This is a genomic window from Ilumatobacteraceae bacterium (genome assembly GCA_033344875.1).
GTDB lineage: Bacteria > Actinomycetota > Acidimicrobiia > Acidimicrobiales > Ilumatobacteraceae > Ilumatobacter.
In genome coordinates, this window is record JAWPMO010000001.1 from 3,919,408 (window position 1) to 3,936,602 (window position 17,195).

Below are 17,195 nucleotides of genomic sequence, written 5' to 3' on the forward strand. Positions count from 1 at the left end.
AGGTGATCATGGCTGAGTCTGCCGCGAATTCGGTCCATGCCCACCTCGCGCGCGTTCGGCGCGCCGTCGGGAGCCGGGTCATCGACGGCGCCGACCGGACCGCTTGAGTCGACGGGCGAGGTCGTCGTTGTCGACGAGTTCGACCATCACCGACAGCGGTGTGACCGGCGGAGCGGCCTCCGGCTCGGCTCGACGTTCGGCGACATCGACGTCGCGCAGCCCGAGCGCCGATCGCATCCACCCGATCGGCCGTCGCCACCACACGACGGCCCGAAGATGCGGTTCGCCGCGGTCCAGCAACGTGGCCCGGATGTGCTCGACGGCGATGGGGCCGTGGAGGCGCTCGACGATCTCGAACGCCGCCTCGACGGCACTGATGCTGCCTTCGCAGGTGATGACGTTGCCGGACATCACCATCCGGCGGGCGTCGGCATCGGAGCCGTACCGCCGCAGCAGGTCGCCGGCCAGCCAGTGGGTCGCGGCGGGTTCGCCGTGGAGGAGACCGGCCGACGCCAGCACGACGGTGCCCGTCGAACTCGCCGCCACGTAGCGTGCCGACCGCTCCATCCTCACCAGGAAGCGGCGGAGAGCGGCGTCGTCGGCCGCGCGCTCACATCCGATCCCGCCCGGCACGACCGCCACATCGACGTGATCGAGGTCGTCGAAGCCGACGTCGGCGATCTGTCGTCCTCCCGGTCCGGCAAAGGTGCCACGGCGCGTCCCGACGACGACGACCTCGGCGTCGTCCATCGCGCCGAGCACGGACGAGAACGCCTCGCACTCGGCGGCGAGAACGCCGTCGTAGACCACGATGGCGATGCGCACGCATCCATCCTCACACGGCGGGTGACGATGTCAAGCGGCTCCGATGCTGCGCCGACGGGTACCGTCGCGCCGTGGCACCCGATCCCGATCTCGGCTGGAACGATGCGCTCGAAGCGTCGTGGCAGCAGATCGGCGCGCCCGGCCGCCCCGGACGCGTCTCGCGCATCGATCGTGGATGGAGCACGGTGATGCGACATGCCCGTGACACCGAGCCGCTCCGGACGCGCAACTTGTACGTCGACGTCGCGATCGGCGACTGGGTCGTGCCCACCGCCGACGAGGAGCAGATCGAACACATCATCGAACGTACGTCGGCCTTCGTGCGGCGAGCCTCGTTCGACGGCGACCGGTTCGAGGCCGACGCCTTGGCGGCGAACATCGACGTCGTGTTCCTCGTCCACGCACTCGGCTCGACGCCGAACCAACGGCGCCTCGAACGCGAACTGGTGCTCGCGTTCGATTCGGGCGCCGAGCCGGTCGTGCTGCTCACCAAGGCCGACATCGTCGACGACCCGGAGCCCGCCCGGCTCGAACTCGCCGAGGTCGCGCTCGGGGTCCCGGTGCTGGTCGCCAGCGGCCTGGCATCGCAGGGGATCGAACCGATCCGCGAGTACGCCGCCGGCAACCGCACCCTGGCGTTCCTGGGGGCCTCGGGCGTCGGCAAGTCGACGCTGGTCAATGCGCTGCTCGACGACGAGGTGATGGACACAGGTGCCGTTCGGGTCGGTGACCAGCGCGGTCGCCACACCACGGTCGCGGCCCAGCTGCTGCGCATGCGTGGTGAAGGGTGGCTGGTCGACACGCCGGGTGTTCGGGCGGTCAGCCTCTGGCTGAGCGGCGACGGCATCGAGCGGGCGTTCAGCGACGTGTTCACGCTGATGGACGACTGCCGGTTCCGCGACTGCAAGCACGATCGCGAGCCCGGCTGCGCTGTTCAGGCGGCGGTCGCGGACGGCCGACTGGACGCGGCACGACTCGACAGCCTCGAGCGACTCGTCGCCGAAGAGGCGGCGCTCGAGGCCGAACAGGAGCGTTTCCTCAGGCGCGGCGACCGACGCGGCGCACGCAAGCCCCGTTGATCCGAGGGCTGCGCCCGAGCAGGCCGGATACGACATCGAGCGACGTCGCTCACTAAGTTCGACAACGCCCCCAAACACGAAGGAGCGTCACATGGCAGGACTCGAGAGCACCGTCGACATGTTCGATCTCAGGATGTCGGACGACGCTCGTCCGCTCTACGAGAAGGTCAAGAAGTTCATCGCCGAGGAGATCGAGCCGAACACGGCCGAGTTCTTCCGGCTCGGCGAAGGCCGGGCGGAGCGATGGGGCTACGGCGACGGGCAGCTCGAGCTGCTCGAGTCGATGAAGTCGAAGGCCAAGGAGCAGGGCCTGTGGAACTTCTTCCTCCCCGACGCCGAGACCGGCGAAGGTCTGTCGAACCTCGACTACGCGTACATCGCGATGGAACTCGGCAAGAATCCGATCGCGTCAGAATGTCTCAACTGTGCGGCACCCGACACCGGCAACATGGAAGTGCTCGAACGGGTCGGCACGCCGGAGCAGAAAGAGCAGTGGCTGAAGCCGCTGCTCAACGGTGAGATCCGGTCGGCCTACGTGATGACCGAGCCCGACGTCGCCTCCTCCGACGCCAAGCAGATCCGCTGCAGCGCCGTGCAGGACGGCAACGAGTGGGTCATCACCGGCGACAAGTACTACGCGTCCGGTGCCGGCGACCCGCGCTGCAAGATCATGATCGTGATGCTGCAGACCAACCCCGACGGTCCGCCGCACAAGCGTCAGTCGCAGATCCTCGTGCCGATGGACACCCCGGGCGTCGAGATCATGGGCCCGATGCACGTGTTCGGCGAGGACGATGCGCCGCACGGGCACATGCACATCCGGTTCAACGACGTGCGCGTCCCGGCCGAGAACATGCTGCTCGGCGAGGGCCGTGGGTTCGAGATCAGTCAGCTCCGGCTCGGACCGGGCCGCATCCACCACTGCATGCGTTCCGTCGGCGCGGCCGAGCGGGCGCTCGGCCTGATGGTCAAGCGGGGTCTCACCCGCGAGGCGTTCGGCAAGCGGATCTCCAACCTCGGCAAGAACGTCGAGGTGATCGCCAAGGCCCGGATCGAGATCGAGGCGATGCGCCGGATGGTCCTGACCGGCGCCAAGGCGATGGACGAACTCGGCAATGCCGAAGCTCGGGTCTGGGTCAGCGCCGTCAAGGCGATGGTGCCGATCCGGACCTGCGCGATCATCGACGAGGCGATCCAGATGCACGGCGCCACCGGCGTGTCGCAGTGGACGCCGCTCGCTCGGATGTACGCCAGTCAGCGCACGCTGCGGATCGCCGACGGGCCCGACGAGGTGCACTGGTTCGTCGTCGGCCGTGCGGAGATCGCACTCTGGGAGCAGGAGGCCGCGTCGTACGACCCGAAGACGGAGTACTACGACAACCTCGGCTCCCACGAGGCCGGGGTCTTCTCCGGCCCGGGCTGACCGTTCGGCGGCTCAGCAGGTCACATCGTGCTGGGCTTGCGCCACAGACCGTCCTCGTCCCGATCCCACCACGTCGCCGCGACCACGGCCGTGGTCGGGATCGGGCCGTAGACGTGCGGGAACAGCTCGTCGCCACCCTCGACTCCGGGCTCGACGCGTACCTCGGCGTCGATCAGGTCGGGGTCGAGGTGGAGCAGGACGAGCTCGGCCGTGTTCGCGTAGAAGCGGTTCGCGACCCCTTCGACCTGGCGCGGATACGAGCAATGGATGAACCCCTCGTCGTCGAGGGTCTTGCCCCGGGTGCTGATTCGGTACTCGCCCGCGGCCCGGGCAGCTGCCCAGTCGTCCGGGAGAGCGATGTGGAGGAGTTCGTCGCGTTCGTTCATGAGGCGTGCCCTTGTTGCACGCCTGAATCCTAGGAGACCTCGGGGGACCTGTCGGCGACCGTGTCGCCGAGCGAGCCGACGACGTCGACCGCACGATCGAAACGGGTGTCGGCCAGGCGACGACGCAGACGTTCTCCGGTGCACACCACGCGCAGCACAGCGCCACCCGAGCGAGCGGTCGCCGCTGCACCGAGCAGCAGTCCGAGTGCAGCGTCGTCGAGCACGGTGACACCGTCGACGTCGATCGCCAAGGCCGCTCCTGCACGGACACCGGTGAGCAGACGCTGGCAGGCCGCATGGAGTTGTGGCAGCGCTGCCAGGTCGGCGGTGCCCTCGAGTGCGAGCACGCTGTGGCCGGCCACCTCGTGGTGTGTGGTTCGTAGTTGCATCAGCGCGCAGGGTAGCGAGGAGGTCGGAACGCAGCGAACGTCGGCGCTACGGCGGCTCGCGCCGCATCGTCACCGTGGCGTCGAGATCGATGTCGCCGATCACGACGCCGAGCAGTGGGACCCGGCTGCGGGTCGTGTGCCTGACGGTGACCGTCACGTTCGAGGCCCCGACCGCGGTCGTGGTCGCGATCGGGTCGAGGTCGGTCGCGGCAGCGGCGGCGGCAGCGGCTGCCGATGCGGGCGATGCCGAGACCGCAGCCGCCCGCGCGCCGTCGCGCGCCGCCAGTTCGAGCGCGAGCTGGTCGCGCACGATCACCGCGACCTGGACCACGCCGAGGACGAGGACGACCACGAGCGGTAGCGCGATCGCGAACTCGACGGCGGCCTGGCCCCGGTCGCGGTGGGCGCGGGTCATACCCGGTCGGTGACCGACTGGATCACGCGGTCGAACAGGCCGCTGACGGCCGCGGCGCCGCCGCCGGCGGTCGCCCACGCGATCACCAGCAAACCGACGAGTGCTGCCGCCAGCAGGACCAGTGCGTACTCGGTCGTGGCCTGCCCGCGTTCGCTGCGCCATTCGACTCGGCGGGCGAGGGCGATGAGGAGGTCGTACATGATGGAGCTCGTTTCGTTCGGTGATGTCGGACGTTCAGGGCGAGGTGCCCGTGATCGTCGAGATGGCCCCCAACACGGCGGGAGCGATGGCGAGTAGGACGAACGACGGCAGCGTGCAGGCCACCAGCGGGAACGACAGCCGCACCGGCAACGTGCGCGCCTGCTGCTGCGCCTGTCGGCTGCGATCGGTTCGGACGTCGGCCGCCAGCTGGTCGAGGATCGGGCCCAGCGGCAGCCCGTAGCGGTCGGCGGTGATCAACGCGTCGGTGAAGTAGGCCGCGTGGTGGCCGAGCCACGACGGCAGCGCGTCGAGGGCATCCGCGAGCCGGCGACCGCGATGCATGTGGTGGGTGACCTCGTCGAGCAGCGCGGTCAGCTCGGGGCCCGCGTGGGCGGCCGCCATCTCGACCGCAGCGGCCGGGGTCAGGCCGGCACGAACACCGATGATCACGAGCTCGATGAAGTCGGGGAGCTCGGCCCGCGCCGCGGCGCGCGAGCGGCGTTCGGAACGTCGGAGCATCCTCACGCCGAGACCCCGGCGATGATCCGGCGCATCCATCGCCATCCGCCCAGGTTGAGCACCCCGCCGGCCACGATCGCGCTCGCCCCGATCGGCGACGTCGCTGCGGCCCGAGTGGATGTCGACGTGGCCAGCAGGAGCGCGAGCATCGCCACCGGCAGGATCGTCATGACCAGCGCCGACAGGCGGGCTTGGGCGCTCTGGGTCTGCCGCTCGGCCGCGTCGGCAGCGCGGCTGCGCAGTGTCATCGCCGCTCGATCGAGCGGCTCGGCCGGCGGACCTCCGTTGACCGCGCATGCCCTGAGCACGGTCATGGCGAGGTCGAGATGGACCGACGGCGTCGGGCCGGCCAACGCGTCGGCGAGACGACTGCCGCGGTCGAGCGCCAACACGACCGCATCGACGTGCGGGGCGCAGCTCGGCGGTGGTGCGGTCGCTCGGAGTGCGGCGCCGAGCGTGGAGCCGCTGCGAACGATCCGGGCGAGGCCCTCGCACCAGGCCGCGACCTCGGCCGCCGTGATCGGCTGCGAGCGATGGCGGCGAGGACGGAGGACGCCGAGCGATCTCGCCGCTTGCGGGCGCTCCGCTCGCGGGAACCGGCGTGGACCGGGACGGGGCCGCACGGCGGCGCCGAGCGCGACCACCGCGAGCACCGTGCACCAGGCGGCGATCACCGTCGACTCCGGGTGGGGTCGGCGACCTTTCGGCCGGATTCGACGAGGTGTCTCCCGACCGGTTCGCCGTCGCCCTCGACCACTTCGATGATCTCGCGCACGCTGCGGCGTCCGGCGGGGTCGCGAACCACGTGGACGACTGCGTCGAGCGAACGGCTCACCTGGCGACGGATCGCGGTCAGCGGCCAACCGGGAGCGGCCTGGAGCACGAGGGTCTCGACGCGGCGGAGACCGTCGACGGCGGCGTTGGCGTGGCAGGTCGACAACGACCCGTCGTGTCCGGTGTTGAGCGCCTCGACCACGGCGACGACCTCGGGCCCTCGGAACTCGCCGACCACGAGGCGATCGGGTCGGAGACGCAGTGCCGTGCGGACGAGCTGCGCGAGTCCGACGGGTTCGACGCCATCCACACCGGGCGGCCGGGCCTCGAGTCGGACCACGTGCCGGCGATCGTCGAGCACGAGTTCGCTCGTGTCTTCGATGATCACCAACCGTTCGCCGTCGGGGAGGGTGTCGGCCAGCGCGGCGAGCAGTGTCGTCTTGCCGGACGAGGTGGCTCCGGTGACGAGAACGTTGCTCCGTCGGTGGACGAGGTCGCGCAGCACGCCGACCACCTCCGGCGACGCGAACTCGTCGATCGCGACGCGGCGCCGCCGGTGACGTCGGATGGTCATCGTGGTGCCGTCGACCGCGACGGGGTCGACGACGGCGCAGAGCCGTGCGCCGTCGAGGAGCCGAGCGTCGACGATCGGGTTCGTCCGGTCGAGCCGCTTGCCCAGCGGTGCCAACACCCGTTCGAGCACGACGTCGACCGCCCCGGGATGCAGGTCGTCGAGTCGGGTGAGCGTGCCCTGCCGATCGACCCAGACCTCCCGGCCGCGGTTGACCATCACCTCGTCGACATCGGTGTCGTTCACCAGCCCGGCGAGGGCATCGAGACCGTCGAGCCGAGCGACGGCCTGGTCGATCACGACCGAGCGTTCGTCGGCCGGCGACAGCGGCGCGAGGCGATCGACGACATCGGTCACCACGGTGATCACGTCGCCGGGTACGCCCCGTGCGCGGGCGCAGACGTCGTCGACGAGACGGTCGTGGAGCATCACGCAGCCCGACGGAGCTGACGTCGCCATGCGCCGGGGAGCCGGCTCAGCAGCAGACCGGAGTCGACGGCCCGGGCGATGGCAGGATCGAGCAGCACCGTTGCGACGATCGGCGAACCGACCGACGCCTCGACGTCGGCCGGCCGCAACTTGCGCCCTGGTTCCTCGACCAGCACGACCCCGGACGGGTTCGCCCCGAGCGTGGTCGCCCGGGTCAGGGCGAGGTAGCAGGCTCGGGTCACGAGCAGCGTCTGGTCGGCCGCGGCGATCAGCGCGGCGGGTGGTTGGCCGGTTCCGGCGTCGACGATGACGCCGCGGGGCTCGGCCCGGAGGTGCGCCCCCAGCTCGAACCATCGCCGCGGGTCGCGGTCGGGCCCACGGCGCCCGGCCGGGAGCACGGAGAGCAGGTCGGTCGCCGGCTGCTCCAGTCGGGTGAGGCGATCGGGCCCGGCATCGGAGCGAAGCCAGTCGTCGACGCCGGGGCCGTCGGGTTCGGGCAGTCCGAGCACCGTCATCGCCTCGCCGGCGAGATCGACGAGCAACGTCGGGGTGTCGACGGCGAGTGCTCTCGCAACGGCGTACACGGTGGTTCCGCTCCCGCCCTTGGCGGCCCAGCAGATCGTCAGCATGTCGTCCTCCACATCTTGCAGGTGGAGGGGAAGCCGGACATCTCACACTACCGGCCCATTTCGGAACCGACCGTCTCAAGGCTCGTCAAAGTCAGTTCAGGTTTTCCACAAGCCGGTTCAGCTCGGTTGTCGGCGTGTCGATGTCATGTGCACATCCGCAACTTTGCGCCAACTCCCGGAGGCCGCACCATCATGACGCTCACGCTCGACCCGACCTCGTTCGACAACGAGGCCGAAGCCCAGCTCGCGTCCGAGCCTGCCACGCAGGCCCGGACGAGGAAGTTCGTGAGATCCGAGCCTCCGAGCGACGATGGTGTGCGACCGGTCACCCGCTCGTTGATCGCGCTCGCGACTGCGTCGGCGCTGGCCCTCGGCGGTGCGGCCGTCGCCGGATTCGACGACGCTCCGAAGGTCGTCGAACGCCCGGTCGTGGGCATGTCCGACGTCGTCGACCAGGTCGGTGCGCGCGCTGCGTGGTCACAGGGGATCACCGGTTCCGGCGTCGTCGTCGCCGTCATCGACACGGGCGTCGCCCCGGTCGCCGAACTCTCCGATCAGATCATCGCCACCGTCGATACCAGCGGGGAACGGTTCGACCCGACGTTGTCGAGCGGCGACGGGTTCGGGCACGGCACCCACATGGCCGGGATCATCGCCGGCCGCGCTCCGTCAGCCGACGTCGAGTCGGGCTCCGGCTTCGTCGGTGTCGCACCGGACGCCAAGATCGTGTCGGTCAAGGTCGCCGACCGCACCGGTGCGGTTTCGGCCGCCGGCCTCCTCGACGGCATCGATTGGGCGATCGCACATCGCGACGAGTTGGGCATCGGCGTGCTGTCGATCGCGATCGACTCCGACACCGGGGTGCCGTACGAGGCCGACCCCGTCGCAGCAGCGCTCGAACGTGCGTGGGCTGCGGGCATCGTCGTCGTCACGGCCGCCGGTAACGACGGCCCCACGTCGAACGGGCTGAACTCCCCATCGCACGACCCGTACGTGATCAGCGTCGCCGGCCTCGAGTCAGCGTTCGGCGATTTCGAGGTCCCCTCGTGGGCGAGCCGCGGTGATGCAGATCGTCGCCCCGATCTCGCGGCCCCCGGCGCCCACATCGCGAGCCTGCGCGCCCCGGGCAGCGATGCCGACGTCAACCACCCCGAGGGATACGTCGACGACCAGACGTTCCTGGGAAGTGGGTCGTCGCAGGCGGCCGCGGTGGTCGCCGGCGTGGCCGCGCTGTTGCGTTCGGCCGATCCGACGCTGTCGCCAGATGAGGTCAAGGCGGCGCTGATCCGTTCGGCGCAACCGCTCGACGCCTCGCCGGACTTCGTCGGCGCCGGCGTGGTCGACGTGATGGCGGCGCTGTCGGCCGATGTGAGCAACGCGACCCAGACCTGGATGCCGTCGACCGCAGCGTCGATCGTCGCCCCGGCACGGCACGAGTTCACCGCCAACGACCTCTGGACCGGTAACACGTGGACGGGCAATACGTGGACCGGCAACACGTGGACGGGCAACACCTGGACGGGCAACACCTGGACGGGCAACACCTGGACGGGGAACACGTGGACCGGTAACACCTGGACGGGCAACACCTGGACGGGGAACACCTGGACGGGGAACACCTGGACGGGCAACACCTGGACGGGCAACACGTGGACGGGCAACACCTGGACGGGGAACACCTGGACGGGCAACACCTGGACGGGGAACACGTGGACCGGTAACACGTGGACCGGTAACACCTGGACCGGGAACACGTGGACGGGTAACACCTGGACGGGGAACACCTGGACCGGCAACACGTGGACGGGCAACACCTGGACGGGCAACACCTGGACGGGCAACACCTGGACCGGGAACACCTGGACGGGGAACACCTGGACGGGCAACACCTGGACCGGTAACACCTGGACGGGCAACACCTGGACCGGTAACACGTGGACGGGGAACACCTGGACGGGCAACACCTGGACGGGCAACACCTGGACGGGCAACACCTGGACCTGACCCTCGCAGACCGTCAGATGACGGACCGACGGTGACCGGAGGGAGCGGGGACCACCCGCTCCCTCCGGCGCGTTGGGAGTAGGTTGCTCAGCAATGGGTCAGGAGCCCCCGATTGACGCACGACGAGGTTGAACACACCCGGCCCAACGCCGGCGCGGTCGTGCGTGTCCGCCCTGACGTCCAGGTCGCGGCGATCACCCTCGGGATGCTCGCCGTCGCCGTCGGACTGTATGCCCTGCTGAGCGATCCGCGCGACGCCACCGTCGACACCGGGTGGTGGGCGATCGTCTCGGTCGCCGTCGCGTTCGGAGCGTTCGAGTACTCGGTCTTCAACGTCGTATTCCGGCGCCACGGCATCGCGTTCTCGATGTCGGAGATCCCGATGGCGATCGCGCTCGTGTTCGTCTCACCCGCGGCCGCGCTGATCGCCCGCCTCTCGGTCTCGGTGATCGTGCTGTTGACCAAGCGGCGCAATCGTGGCGTGAAACTCGCGTTCAACACCGTGTTGCTCGTCCTCGACCTGATGCTCACGTACACGCTCTTCCGTGCGCTCGTCTCGTGGTGGGGCGACGGTCCGGTCGGATTGATCTGCGGTGCAGTCCTGGCCCCCGTCGTCACCGCGCTGGCCACCTCGGTGCTCATCTCGACGGCGATCTCGCGCTACGAGGGTGACCTGCGCGAGCGGGTCGTCGCCGAGATCAGCGGCACGTGGTGGTTGTACCCGGTCACGTCGGTGCTCGGCGCGATGACGCTCGCCCTCGCGCTGATCGAACCGGTCCTCGTCGTCTTCGCCGTCCTGCCGACGGTGGGGATCTGGTACGTGCTCAACAACTTCGGCGTGCTCAACCAGTCGCTGCGCGACCTGCGCACGCTGCACGGGTTCGCCGGTCGGGTCGGCCGCACCCTCGACCCGCACCAGATCGGCGAGGTGGCGGTCGCCGAACTGTTCCAAGATCTCCGCGCGACCGGGGTCGCGATCGTCCGGTTCACCGACGACGGCGCCGTCGTGCACCAGCGCGGGCAGGTCCCCGTCGACCTCCCCACGTCGGGCGATGACGATCGTTGGGTCGAGCTGATCTCCGAGCCGGCCGCCCAGGTCGTCTCGCCGAGCGCTGCGCGTCGTCTCGGTGCCTCCGGTGCCGAGACACCGCTGCTGGTGGCCGGCATGTCCGACGCCGGTGCCGTGTTCGGCGCGATCGTCGTGTTCGTCCAGTGGAACACCGGGGAGGAGTTCGGCGACGCTGCGATCGTCCGGTTGACCAGCATGTCGGAGCAGCTGTCCTCGAGCCTCCGTAAGGGCGTGCTGCACGAGCGTCTGGAGTGGGAGGCTCGGCACGATGCGTTGACCGGGCTCCCGGGGCGGACCCTGTTCGAGCGATATGTCTCCGATGCCGCTCAGTCGCCGAAGACCGGCGTCTGGGCGGTGATGATGCTCGACCTCGACCGGTTCAAGGAGGTCAACGACACGCTCGGCCACCACGCCGGCGACGCGTTGCTCGTCGAGTTCAGTCGTCGGATGACCGCGGTCCTCGGCCCGCGAGACGTGTTGGCGCGCCTGGCAGGCGACGAGTTCGCCGTGCTGTGTCGGCGGGCGACGAGTGACGAGATCTTCGACCTCGCCCAGACGTGTGTGACCGAAGGCGGCCGGCCCGTCACGCTCGACGGTCTCGAGATCGTCGTGACCGTCAGCGTCGGAGTGGCCGAGATCATCGAGCGCGACGGCGAGGCGACCAAGCCGATGCGGCGCGCGGACATCGCGATGTACAACGCCAAGTGGCAGCGGACCGGCGTCGAGATGTACCGCGACGAGATCGACCGGAGGACACCGGCTCGACTCTCGATGCTCGGCGATCTGCGCACGGCGATCGAGACCGATCAGCTGACGGTCGTGTACCAGCCGAAGCTGAATCTGGCGACCGGACGGGTCGTCGGTGCCGAGGCGCTCGTGCGTTGGGATCATCCCATCCGCGGCACGGTGCCACCCGCCGAGTTCGTTCGCGTCGCCGAGGACACCGGCCTGATCAAGCAGCTGACCGACATCGTGCTCGCCAGCGGCATCAGGATGCTGGCCGAGATCCAACGAGCGGGTCTCGACGTCGACGTCTCCGTCAACGTGTCGACCCACGATCTCTTCGACGCCCGCCTCCCCGACCGTGTCCGCGGCTACCTCGGCTCCCACCACGTCGACCCGTCGAGGCTCACGCTGGAGATCACGGAGTCGTCGCTGTTCGTCGACGCGCCCCGCACTCGGGCGACGATCGACGGGCTCTACGAGGTGGGCCTGCGGATGGCGGTCGACGATTTCGGTACCGGGTACTCGTCGCTGAGCTACCTCCGACGGCTGCCGGTGCACGAGCTGAAGATCGACCAGAGCTTCGTGGCCCGCATGCTCGTCGACCCGCAGGACGAGGTGATCGTCCGGTCGACGATCGATCTCGGCCACAACCTCGGCCTGGCGGTCGTCGCCGAGGGTGTCGAGTCGTTCGACGTGCTCGACCGGCTCCGCGAGTTCGGGTGCGACGTCGCGCAGGGGTATGCGATCTCCGAGCCGATGCACGCCGACGACCTGGTCGACTGGTTGCAGGGAGTGTCCACCCGCGCGTGGCAGAGCGCCGCCGACTGAGCCTCAGTCGGCGGCACCGGTCACGTTGTGCAGCGGCTCGCCGTCGGTGTGACGTCGGAAGTTCTCGATGAACTGCCGGATCGATCGTTGGCGCGACCGATCGGTGTTGCCCGACGAGTGCGGGGTGATGATGACGTTGGGCAGGTCCCACAGCGGGCTCGTCGACGGGAGCGGTTCGGTCGCGAACACGTCGAGACCCGCGCCGCCCAGATGACCGGATGACAGCGCATCGGCCAGCGCGACCTCGTCGACGATCTCGCCGCGACCCACGTTGACGAACCACGCGCCGCGGCGCATCGTGGCGAACGCGTCGGCGTCGAACATGCCGGCGGTCTGCGCGTTCAGCGGCGCGGCGACGACGATCGCGTCGGCCCAACCCAGCAGTTCCGCGAGCTGCTCGTTCGGCCAGGTCTCGCAGGGTTCGTCGCCCCGGACGGTGCGGCGGAGACCGACGACATCCATCTCGAACGCCCGGGCCAGCCGTTCGACCTCGGTGCCGATCCCGCCGAGTCCGACGATCCCGAGACGGAGCCCGTGCAGGTCGCGGGACGGTCCGGGCGACCAGCGCCGCTCGCTCTGGGCCCGGTTGAGCCGAGGGAGATCGCGGCTCAACGCGAGCAGGTAGAGCATGACCGTCTGAGCGATCGACGGCGCCGACGATCCGGCGCTACAGGTCACCGTGACGCCCCGGTCACGGATCGCGCCGAAGACCGGGTGGTCGGTGCCGGCCGAGAACGACTGGAGCCATTCGAGGTGCGGCGCCCGCGTGCAGGCGCCGAGGAACGACCCGGATCGTTCCGGCCACGTGTCGCCGGAGAAGAATGCGATCGTGATGCGTTCGAGATCGGCCGGTGCCACGTGCTCGCTGCCGACCAGTCGGACGACGTCGATCGTCGGGTCGATCGCGACGATGTCGTCGCCGTGGTCGTCCCAGAACGTGTCGGAGCAGAAGAGCGTCGCCATGTCGGTCGACGGTAATCAACCGACCGTCGAAGTTCGGGCTCGTGGTGTGCGAACGGATGGGGCGATCGGGTGGAGTCGGCGTTCGGTCGGCACCCGCCGGTAACGTGCGGGGCACTACCGGGAGGTGTCTGGGTACCTGGTGGGCTCCGCCGCCTTCAAAGCGGTTGGGACGGGCGATCCCCGTCCGGCGGGTTCGATTCCCGTCCACCTCCGATTGCAGTCGAACCCTGGACCGCATGCACCGCCACGTGGGGTGATGCGGCTCCAGGGTCCGATGTCCGGTTCCGGAGCACAGGGTGAGCGCACCGCGTCGGTCAGATCTCCTCGATCGCCAGTGCCAGTTTCATCGCTCTGGCGGTCGGCCACCGCCGATCGGTCGTGATGATTCGGTCGGCGCGGGAGGTCTCCGCGGTCGCAATGACGAGCGCGTCGGGGAGCTTCAACGTGCGATGCCGGGCGCGAAGCCCAGCTGCTCGTGTGGCGATGTCCTCGTCGAGGGGGACGACGGACACGGGCAGCCGACCGATGGCAGTGCGCACGAGTTCGACTGCTGTCGTGCTGCGTCGGGCGGGACCGACGAGACACTCGGCCAGCGCCGATGCCGCTATCGAGAGCCTGTCGGCCTGTCCGAGGGCATTCGCCAGGGCTGAGGTGGCAGCGTCGTGGTGGGTGTCGTCGGCATCGAGGAACGCGATGATGACCCCTGCGTCGAGGTGGGTCAGTCCCATTCGGAACGAAGGTCGTCCAACTCGGTGGGGTGGTAGGTGCCGGTGAGCGCTCCAGCGAACTCGGCGACGACGTCGTGTTCGCGCTGCAGGATGACTCGTCCAGCTCCGTCGGCGTGAGCGACCACGCGGTCACCGACCTCGAGACCGGCATTGCGGAGTGCGTCGGCTGGAATGGTGATCTGATTCTTGGAACTGATCGTGGATGTCCCTCGTCGCCGTTCCTTTACATTCGCCATTCAAGTAAGGGTAACGTTCGAGTCGGCCTTCGGCAAGAGGGAACTCGGCGCCGAGGGAGTTGGGGCGGGCTCTGTTGCGACGTGAGCCGCGAGATGTGTGCTCTCGGAACGGTCGCGTCGGCACACGTCCCGGCGCGCGGCACCGGCTGCACCTCCCATGACGCGGCGAGCAAGCGCGTCGTCGCGCGATGGTCACGGGGTTCTCACTCACCGGCTCCCGCCCGTTCACGTCACGTTCAGGTCGGGTCGATAGGCCGTACCCGTCTGCTCGAAGCCAAACGAAGGAGAACCATGAAGATCCGTTCCGTCACCGCACTTGCGGCACTGTCCCTCGCCGGGTCGGCGCTCGCGATGAACCCGGCGCAGGCGGCGGCGCCCGGCGTCTCCAGCCAGGCCGAGTTCCTCGCGGCCGTCGATGCCGCCAACGCCGACTCGTCCATCGGTGAGATCGTCTTCGCCCCGAACGCCGTCATCGAGTTGACCGACGAGGTCCGCTACACGGGCGTGCAGGACCTCACGCTCGTCGGGCGAGGGGCGACGCTGTCGGGTGTGTCGGTGCCTGCCGACACCGACACCTGGGACTCCGGTCTGTTCGCCTCCGAGTCCGGGGGCGATCTGACGGTCGAGCGCCTGACGTTCGCCGACAGCTTCAACAACGGCCTTGCGGTCTTCCTCCCCGAAGGTTCGGGCACCGTCGAGATCGTCCTGGACCGGGTCACCGTCAGCGACGCCCAGTTCCACGGCGTGCTGATCGACGGCCAGGCCACCACGGGCTACAACACCGACGACTTCATCCATCCGAACTGCGTCGACCCGTATCCGGTCGACTCGGGCACCTCCATCGATGTCACCGTCGACCGTTCCGAGATCACGGGAGCGGGCCGGCTCGTCGGCTATGACATCAGCCAGGCGACCGGCTGCCCCCAGGACTTCGACGGGCTGCGCGTCGACCAGGGTGGCGCCGGTGGCCTCGTCGCCGACCTCGACCGGTCGACCTTCGACGGCAACCTCGCCGACGGCGTGGAACTCGACGAGAAGGGCGTCGGATCCGTCGACGCGACGGTCGATCGATCCACCTTCAACGACAACGGCGACACCGTCGCCATCGAGTGCACGGTCGAGAACCTGTGCGGCGGCGACTTCGGCGACACGATCGAGGACCTCGACGACGGCTTCGACATCGACGAGGAAGACGCCGGCGACCTCGTCGTCGTCGTGTCCCGTTCCGAGGTGAACGACAACCGCGACGAGGGCATGGACATGGACGAGGCCGGCGAGGGATCGATCGTCGGCACCGTCGTCAAGACCGAGGCATCCCGCAACGGCGACGAGGGCTACAAGGCGTCCGAGGCCGATGCCGGCGACAACACGGCCGACATCTCGATGTCGACGTTCCAGGGCGCCGGGAACGATCAGATCGAGGTCGAGTCCGAAGGCGGCGACGGATCGGGCGTCGTGACGGTCGACATCTCCAAGATCACCTCCACGGGTGCCGAGGGGTCCGGGGTCAAGGCCGTCGAGGACGACGGTGGTGCGGTGTTCGTGATCGTCGACAAGTCCATCCTGGCCGACAACGGCGGGTGGGGCGTGGAGGCAGCGGGCGGCTCCGGCTCGGTGAACGTCTCCAAGTCGGATCTGTCGGGCAACGCCGACGGCGAGGTCGACCTCGACGACTGACCCGCAGCGCACCCGACCGCCGCATGCAGCACGACCCGGTCCGCTCTTGACGGACCGGGTCGTCGCCGCGATCGGTCAGCGCCGGTACAGGTCACCGGAGAGGTACTTGAGCCCGGTGTCGCAGGCGAGGGTGACGACGGTCTTGCCGACGCCGATCTCTCGTGCGAGTTCGATCGCGCCGACCACGTTGAGTCCGGTCGATGCGCCGGCGAGCAGGCCTTCCTCGGCGGCGAGGCGCCGGGCCATCTCGAACGCTGCGTCCTCGGAGATCGCTCGGATCTGGTCGAAGCGATCGAGGTCGAGCAGCGGAGGCACCATCCCGATCCCGATGCCCTCGACCGAGTTGACCCCCGGCCGTCCGGTCGAGATCACCGGGCTGGAATCCGGTTCGAAGATCACGACCCGTGCCGAGCTGCCCGCCTCGTCGAGGGCATCCGCCACGCCCGTGGCCATACCGCTCGTGCCGACCGCGCAACAGAAGACGTCGATCGGCTGCTCGAGTTGGTCGAGCAGTTCGACGCCGACCTGGCGGTAGCCGACCAGCGAGTCGGTGTTGTTGAGCTGGTCCGTCCAGTACACGTCGGGGTCCGCCGCGAGTTCGCGTGCCGTTTCGATCATCCGGGGGGTGAGGTCCGGCGTGATCTTGCCGCCGACGCTCGGCACGATGGTCAGGTCGGCACCGAGGGCGGCCATGGTGGCGAGCTTCTCGGGAGCAAACGCGTCCGATGTCACGACCTTGAAGTGGTAGCCCTTCGCAGCGCAGACATATGCGAGCGACGAACCCGTGCTGCCCGCCGTGTACTCGAGCACCGTCATCCCCGGGCGGAGGTCGCCGCGACGCTCGGCCTCGGTGATCATGGCCAGCGCCATCCGGTCCTTGTACGACCCGGTCGGGTTGAACCACTCGAGCTTGACGAACACGTCGGCGGCGTCGTCGGGCACGACCTTGCGCAACTGCACGACGGGGGTGTGCCCGACCACCTCGGTCATCGACTGGCCAACCCTCATGGTGATCCCCCTGTCGCTCGAGCGATCACGACCCTGATCCGCCTACCGGCGTGAGACCCCGCAAACCGCCGCCGGACCATAGACCACATCCGACGACCCGATGAACCAACGGCGCCACGGCTCATCGCGAGGTCGCGACGGGTGCTCGACCTGAACGGGCCAACGATCGCATGTGCCGCGTCGGAGAGATCGGTGCCCGAATGATGGTGACCACGTCATTCGTCGCAGCGATACAGATCCCCGTACACCTTCGAATGTCGGAATTCGGTAAGAATCTCGACGACGGTGCCTCGCCGCAGTCCATCGATCGCACACT

The 17,195-nt window shown here is 69.1% G+C and carries 18 protein-coding genes and 1 tRNA gene; 6 read left to right on the plus strand and 13 right to left on the minus strand.

All coding sequences use genetic code 11. The features are described 5' to 3' along the window. Nucleotides 1-78 precede the first annotated feature (78 nt). Nucleotides 79-825, minus strand: coding sequence for a DJ-1/PfpI family protein (locus tag R8G01_18610; protein MDW3216016.1), 747 nt, complete (start codon nt 823-825; stop codon nt 79-81). Between the two features lie 71 nt (nt 826-896). Here R8G01_18610 and rsgA point away from each other — a divergent pair, with 71 nt between their 5' ends. Beyond that, entirely contained in the window at nt 897-1,904 is a 1,008-nt protein-coding gene (rsgA, locus tag R8G01_18615) for a ribosome small subunit-dependent GTPase A (protein MDW3216017.1), read from the plus strand. 91 nt (nt 1,905-1,995) lie between these two features. Further along, nucleotides 1,996-3,327, plus strand: a complete 1,332-nt coding sequence (locus R8G01_18620) for an acyl-CoA dehydrogenase family protein (GenBank protein MDW3216018.1) — start codon at nt 1,996-1,998, stop codon at nt 3,325-3,327. Nucleotides 3,328-3,347: 20 nt separating this feature from the next. Here the strand turns inward: R8G01_18620 and R8G01_18625 are convergent, their stop codons facing one another. From R8G01_18625 to R8G01_18660, 8 genes are read right to left on the minus strand one after another with little or no spacing between them, the layout of a single operon-like run. Then, the gene (locus R8G01_18625; GenBank protein MDW3216019.1) at nt 3,348-3,713 is read right to left on the minus strand and encodes a DUF952 domain-containing protein; all 366 of its coding nucleotides are present in this window, start codon (nt 3,711-3,713) and stop codon (nt 3,348-3,350) included. Between the two features lie 29 nt (nt 3,714-3,742). Next, nucleotides 3,743-4,102, minus strand: coding sequence for an STAS domain-containing protein (locus tag R8G01_18630; protein MDW3216020.1), 360 nt, complete (start codon nt 4,100-4,102; stop codon nt 3,743-3,745). Nucleotides 4,103-4,148: 46 nt separating this feature from the next. Then, on the minus strand, nt 4,149-4,517 hold the full coding sequence (locus R8G01_18635; GenBank protein MDW3216021.1) for a TadE/TadG family type IV pilus assembly protein: 369 nt from the start codon (nt 4,515-4,517) through the stop codon (nt 4,149-4,151). Then, the gene (locus R8G01_18640; GenBank protein MDW3216022.1) at nt 4,514-4,717 is read right to left on the minus strand and encodes a hypothetical protein; all 204 of its coding nucleotides are present in this window, start codon (nt 4,715-4,717) and stop codon (nt 4,514-4,516) included. Before R8G01_18640 ends, R8G01_18635 begins: the two co-directional genes overlap by 4 nt. 34 nt (nt 4,718-4,751) lie before the next feature. Beyond that, nucleotides 4,752-5,237, minus strand: coding sequence for a type II secretion system F family protein (locus R8G01_18645; protein MDW3216023.1), 486 nt, complete (start codon nt 5,235-5,237; stop codon nt 4,752-4,754). 2 nt (nt 5,238-5,239) lie between these two features. Continuing rightward, nucleotides 5,240-5,911, minus strand: coding sequence for a type II secretion system F family protein (locus tag R8G01_18650; GenBank protein ID MDW3216024.1), 672 nt, complete (start codon nt 5,909-5,911; stop codon nt 5,240-5,242). After that, entirely contained in the window at nt 5,908-7,041 is a 1,134-nt protein-coding gene (locus tag R8G01_18655; GenBank protein MDW3216025.1) for an ATPase, T2SS/T4P/T4SS family, read from the minus strand. The genes R8G01_18650 and R8G01_18655 overlap by 4 nt, the downstream gene beginning before the upstream one ends. After that, nucleotides 7,011-7,640: a hypothetical protein gene (locus R8G01_18660; protein ID MDW3216026.1), complete on the minus strand. Its 630-nt coding sequence runs from the start codon at nt 7,638-7,640 to the stop codon at nt 7,011-7,013. The genes R8G01_18655 and R8G01_18660 overlap by 31 nt, the downstream gene beginning before the upstream one ends. 192 nt (nt 7,641-7,832) lie before the next feature. Between R8G01_18660 and R8G01_18665 the strand changes: the two genes are divergently transcribed. Together R8G01_18665 and R8G01_18670 are read left to right on the plus strand one after the other, a co-directional pair. Continuing rightward, nucleotides 7,833-9,644, plus strand: a complete 1,812-nt coding sequence (locus R8G01_18665; GenBank protein ID MDW3216027.1) for a S8 family serine peptidase — start codon at nt 7,833-7,835, stop codon at nt 9,642-9,644. Nucleotides 9,645-9,756: 112 nt separating this feature from the next. Further along, entirely contained in the window at nt 9,757-12,267 is a 2,511-nt protein-coding gene (locus R8G01_18670; GenBank protein MDW3216028.1) for a bifunctional diguanylate cyclase/phosphodiesterase, read from the plus strand. 3 nt (nt 12,268-12,270) lie between these two features. Here the strand turns inward: R8G01_18670 and R8G01_18675 are convergent, their stop codons facing one another. Further along, the gene (locus R8G01_18675; GenBank protein ID MDW3216029.1) at nt 12,271-13,230 is read right to left on the minus strand and encodes a D-2-hydroxyacid dehydrogenase; all 960 of its coding nucleotides are present in this window, start codon (nt 13,228-13,230) and stop codon (nt 12,271-12,273) included. Nucleotides 13,231-13,350: 120 nt separating this feature from the next. On the opposite strand from R8G01_18675, the gene R8G01_18680 reads away from it, so the two are divergent. After that, nucleotides 13,351-13,444, plus strand: a tRNA-Sec gene (locus R8G01_18680). A gap of 100 nt (nt 13,445-13,544) precedes the next feature. Here R8G01_18680 and R8G01_18685 read toward each other — a convergent pair. Together R8G01_18685 and R8G01_18690 are read right to left on the minus strand one after the other, a co-directional pair. Continuing rightward, on the minus strand, nt 13,545-13,958 hold the full coding sequence (locus R8G01_18685; GenBank protein MDW3216030.1) for a PIN domain-containing protein: 414 nt from the start codon (nt 13,956-13,958) through the stop codon (nt 13,545-13,547). After that, nucleotides 13,949-14,194 (minus strand): AbrB/MazE/SpoVT family DNA-binding domain-containing protein, encoded by a 246-nt coding sequence (locus R8G01_18690; protein MDW3216031.1) that lies wholly within the window; start codon nt 14,192-14,194, stop codon nt 13,949-13,951. Before R8G01_18690 ends, R8G01_18685 begins: the two co-directional genes overlap by 10 nt. A 291-nt stretch (nt 14,195-14,485) precedes the next feature. On the opposite strand from R8G01_18690, the gene R8G01_18695 reads away from it, so the two are divergent. Next, complete coding sequence (locus R8G01_18695; GenBank protein ID MDW3216032.1) at nt 14,486-15,871, plus strand: hypothetical protein; 1,386 nt, start codon at nt 14,486-14,488, stop codon at nt 15,869-15,871. Nucleotides 15,872-15,946: 75 nt separating this feature from the next. On the opposite strand, the gene R8G01_18700 is transcribed toward R8G01_18695, so the two are convergent. Then, nucleotides 15,947-16,879, minus strand: coding sequence for a cysteine synthase family protein (locus tag R8G01_18700; protein ID MDW3216033.1), 933 nt, complete (start codon nt 16,877-16,879; stop codon nt 15,947-15,949). Nucleotides 16,880-17,195 lie beyond the last annotated feature (316 nt).